We start from the raw sequence: 3,703 nt of genomic DNA on the forward strand, positions 1-3,703 counted from the left end.
GCGCTTGTCGGCCTCCAGCTCCACCGCTTCGAGTTCGAGCTTCTTGCCGATCAGCTTCTCGATGTCGGCCATCAGGCGCGCATCCTTGCCGCTCACGAACGAGACGGCCAGGCCCGAGGCGCCGGCACGGCCGGTGCGGCCGATGCGGTGCACGTAGTCTTCGGCGTTGAAGGGGATGTCGAAGTTGAACACCGCCGGCACGTCCTTGATGTCCAGGCCGCGCGCGGCCACATCGGTGCAGACCAGCAGGTCGACTTCACCCTTCTTGAACGCTTCCAGCGCCTTCAGGCGCTCGTCCTGGCTCTTGTCGCCGTGCAGCGCGGTGGTCTTCAGGCCTTCGCGCTCCAGCGAACGGGCCAGGCGTGCGCAGCCGAGCTTGCTGTTGACGAAGACAAACGCCTGCGTCACGCCACGCTCTTTCACGATCTGCTTGAGCGTCTGGCGCTTGTCGTCGTCGTCCACTCGGTAGAAGTGCTGCTCCACCGTGGAGGCGGTGGCGTTGGAGCGCGCCACCTCAATGGTGATCGGGTCCTGCAGGTAGCTGCTGGCCAGGCGCTTGATCTCGGGCGAGAAGGTGGCCGAGAACAGCAGCGTGGTGCGGGTCTTGGGCAGGTAGCTCAGGATGCGCTGCAGGTCGGGCAGGAAGCCGATGTCCAGCATGCGGTCGGCCTCGTCGAGCACCACGTACTCGACCTGGTTGAGCACCGCGTTCTTGGCTTCGATGTGGTCCAGCAGGCGGCCCGGCGTGGCCACCAGCACCTCGACGCCCTTTTTGAGTTCCAGCGTCTGCGGCTTCATGTCCATGCCGCCAAAGACCACCGTGCTGCGCAGCTGGGTGTATTTGGCGTACTGCTTGATCTGGTCGGCCACCTGGTCCGCCAGCTCGCGCGTGGGCAGCAGCACCAGGGCGCGCACCGGGTGGCGTGCGGGCGAGGTGGACGCGTTCTCGTGCTTGAGCATGCGCTGCAGCAGCGGCAGCGAGAACGCGGCCGTCTTGCCGGTGCCGGTCTGGGCCGCGCCCATGACGTCACGCCCCTGCAGCACGACCGGAATGGCCTGTGCCTGGATGGGCGTCATGCTCTCGTAACCCATCTCGGCGATGGCACGGGCGAGGTTGGGCGAGAGCTGGAGTTCGGAAAAGGATTGGGTCATTGCAGTGCGCGCGCACAGTGCGCGTTGACCCGGTATTGTCTCACTTCGGGTCTTTTTCACCCACCCCCCGCTTTTGGCCGCCCGCACAGCGGCGGAGCGTGGGGGTTACAGCGATCTGGTGTTGAACGTGTCGCAGGCCTTCACGCTGCCCGTTTCCAGGCCTTTGTGGAACCAGCGCTGGCGCTGTTCGCTGGTGCCGTGGGTGAAGCTGTCGGGCACTACTGTGCCCTGGCTCTTGCGCTGCAGCGCATCATCGCCGATGGCGGCGGCCGCGTTCAGCGCTTCTTCCACGTCACCCGGCTCCAGGATGGCGTTGGTCTTGTGGTTGTGGTGCGCCCAGATGCCGGCAAAGCAGTCGGCCTGCAGCTCCAGCCGCACGCTCAGCGCGTTGTACTCGCGCTCGCTCACGCGGCGGCGCGCCTGTTCCATCTGGTCGGTCACGCCCATGAGGTTCTGCACGTGGTGGCCCACCTCGTGCGCGATCACGTAGGCCTGGGCAAAGTCGCCCGGCGCGCCCAGCTGCTGGCGCAGGGTGTCGTAGAAGCTCAGGTCGATGTAGACCTTCTGGTCGCCCGGGCAGTAGAACGGCCCCATGGCCGCCTGGCCAGTGCCACAAGCCGTGGGCGTGGCGCCGCGGAACAGCACCAGGCGCGGCTTCTGGTACTGCGCACCGCTCTGCTGGAACACGGTGGTCCACACGTCTTCGGTCCCGCCCAGCACCGACGCCACGAACTGGCCCATCGGATCGCTGGGCTGGCCGGTGCTGGCCGCAGGCGCGGATTGCTCCACCGGTGCGGCCAGATCACCCGCACCGCCGAGCACGCCCAGGATGGTCATGGGGTTGATGCCGAAGATCCAACCCGCCACCAGGGCGATGGCGATGGTGCCCAAACCGACGCCACGGCCGCCCACCCGGCGCGGCGCACCGCCGCCCCCCAGCACGCCCCCGCCCGATGCGCGGCGGTCCTCGATCTGGTCGGACTGGCGGTTGTTTTCCCATTTCATGGTGCGGCTCCTCGGGTGTGGGGCGGACAGGCGGAACTCGGTGCCAGCGGCAGAGTCCCATGAAGACATGGGTGGAACCGCATGGCTGGCATGCGGCGGCCAAAACCGAATACCAAAGAATGACAGTTCGCATTATGCAAACCCCTGCACGCGCCGTCGCCTGGCTGGCGCTGGGCGCCGCGGTGCTGCTGGCCGGCTGCGCCAGCACGCTCACCGCCAAGGTCACGCGCTTCAACCAGTGGCCAACCGATGCGGCGGGCGCCAGTTACCGCTTCACGGCGCCCGATCCGCAGCGCGATCTGGAGCTGCAGGCCTACCAGGGCCAGGTGGGTGCGGAGCTGCAGCGCCTGGGCCTGCGCCCCGTGGCCGCCGGCGAGACGGCGCGCTTCGTGGTGGAGGTGCAGGCCGACCTGAGCGAGCGGCAGCGCCAGCGGCTGGTGCCGGTCTACAGCGATCAATGGGTGTACGTGCCGCCCTGGCGCGACGCCCAGGGCCGGTTGCTGGGTGGCCACTGGGTGCCCGACCCCATGGGTGCGCGCTACGTGGGTGACCGCACGGTGACGCAGACGGTGCAGCGCAGCCAGCTGAAACTGCGCATCAGCGAAAGCGGCCCGGGTTCAGACTCTCGCATGGTGTTCGAATCCACCGCGGTGCACGAGGGTGGTGACGACGATCTGGTGGCCGTGGTGCCCTACCTGGTGCGCGGCAGCTTCCAGGACTTTCCGGGGGCCAACGGGCAGGTGCGCCGGCTCAGTTTCGACCTGCCGGCGCGCTGAGGTTCCGACTGCCGATCAGGTCTTGGGAAGCGTGACGCCGACCTGGCCCTGGTATTTGCCGCCGCGGTCCTTGTAGCTGGTCTCGCAGACCTCGTCGCTCTCGAAAAACAGCACCTGGGCGCAGCCTTCACCGGCGTAGATCTTGGCCGGCAGCGGCGTGGTGTTGGAGAACTCCAGGGTCACATAGCCTTCCCACTCGGGCTCGAAGGGCGTGACGTTGACGATGATGCCGCAACGGGCGTAAGTGCTCTTGCCCAGGCAGATGGTCAGCACGCTGCGCGGAATGCGGAAGTACTCGACCGTGCGGGCCAGAGCGAAGCTGTTGGGCGGGATGATGCAGACGTCGGAGTTGATGTCCACGAAGCTCTTCTCGTCGAAGTTCTTCGGGTCCACCACCGAGCTGTAGACGTTGGTGAACACCTTGAATTCGGGTGCGCAGCGGATGTCGTAGCCGTAGCTGCTGGTGCCGTAGCTGACGATCTTCTGGCCCGCGGCGTTCTGCCGGATCTGGCCCGGCTCGAAGGGCTCGATCATGCCGTGCTGCTCGGCCATGCGGCGGATCCATTTGTCGCTCTTGATGCTCATGCTGCGTGCTCCGTGGAATAGCCCGCGATTGTAGGGACCCGCCGCCGGCGGGTCTTGCCGCAGATCACGCGGTGTGCGTGCGCACCACCAGCCGGTCGTCGCCCAGCACGATCAGCGCAAACAGCAACTCGTCCAGCGACTGTGCCTGCGCCGGCTTGCGAGCCAGCAGCGGTGTGGCCTGGGGG

4 protein-coding genes are annotated in these 3,703 nt (G+C 67.1%); 1 reads left to right on the plus strand and 3 read right to left on the minus strand.

Annotation, left to right across the window (positions count from 1 at the left end; translation table 11 throughout):
• Together ACR2JA_RS06130 and ypfJ are read right to left on the minus strand one after the other, a co-directional pair.
• The coding region (locus ACR2JA_RS06130; RefSeq protein ID WP_434008224.1) for a DEAD/DEAH box helicase at nucleotides 1–1,152 on the minus strand (1,152 nt) is incomplete at its 3' end.
• 105 nt (nucleotides 1,153–1,257) lie between these two features.
• Entirely contained in the window at nucleotides 1,258–2,157 is a 900-nt protein-coding gene (ypfJ, locus tag ACR2JA_RS06135; protein ID WP_434008225.1) for a KPN_02809 family neutral zinc metallopeptidase, read from the minus strand.
• Nucleotides 2,158–2,291: 134 nt separating this feature from the next.
• Here ypfJ and ACR2JA_RS06140 point away from each other — a divergent pair, with 134 nt between their 5' ends.
• On the plus strand, nucleotides 2,292–2,933 hold the full coding sequence (locus tag ACR2JA_RS06140) for a DUF4136 domain-containing protein (protein ID WP_434008226.1): 642 nt from the start codon (nucleotides 2,292–2,294) through the stop codon (nucleotides 2,931–2,933).
• A 15-nt stretch (nucleotides 2,934–2,948) separates the two neighbouring features.
• Here the strand turns inward: ACR2JA_RS06140 and dcd are convergent, their stop codons facing one another.
• On the minus strand, nucleotides 2,949–3,518 hold the full coding sequence (dcd, locus tag ACR2JA_RS06145) for a dCTP deaminase (protein WP_310564899.1): 570 nt from the start codon (nucleotides 3,516–3,518) through the stop codon (nucleotides 2,949–2,951).
• Nucleotides 3,519–3,703: the final 185 nt, after the last annotated feature.

It is taken from the genome of Hydrogenophaga sp., from assembly GCF_051007235.1.
Lineage (GTDB): Bacteria > Pseudomonadota > Gammaproteobacteria > Burkholderiales > Burkholderiaceae_C > Hydrogenophaga.

Excerpts from the sequence above, each read along its gene's own strand:
- ypfJ (WP_434008225.1), bottom strand. The coding sequence starts at position 2,157 with ATGAAATGGGAAAACAACCGCCAGTCCGACCAGATCGAGGACCGCCGC.
- ACR2JA_RS06140 (WP_434008226.1), top strand. The coding sequence starts at position 2,292 with ATGCAAACCCCTGCACGCGCCGTCGCCTGGCTGGCGCTGGGCGCCGCG.
- dcd (WP_310564899.1), bottom strand. The coding sequence starts at position 3,518 with ATGAGCATCAAGAGCGACAAATGGATCCGCCGCATGGCCGAGCAGCAC.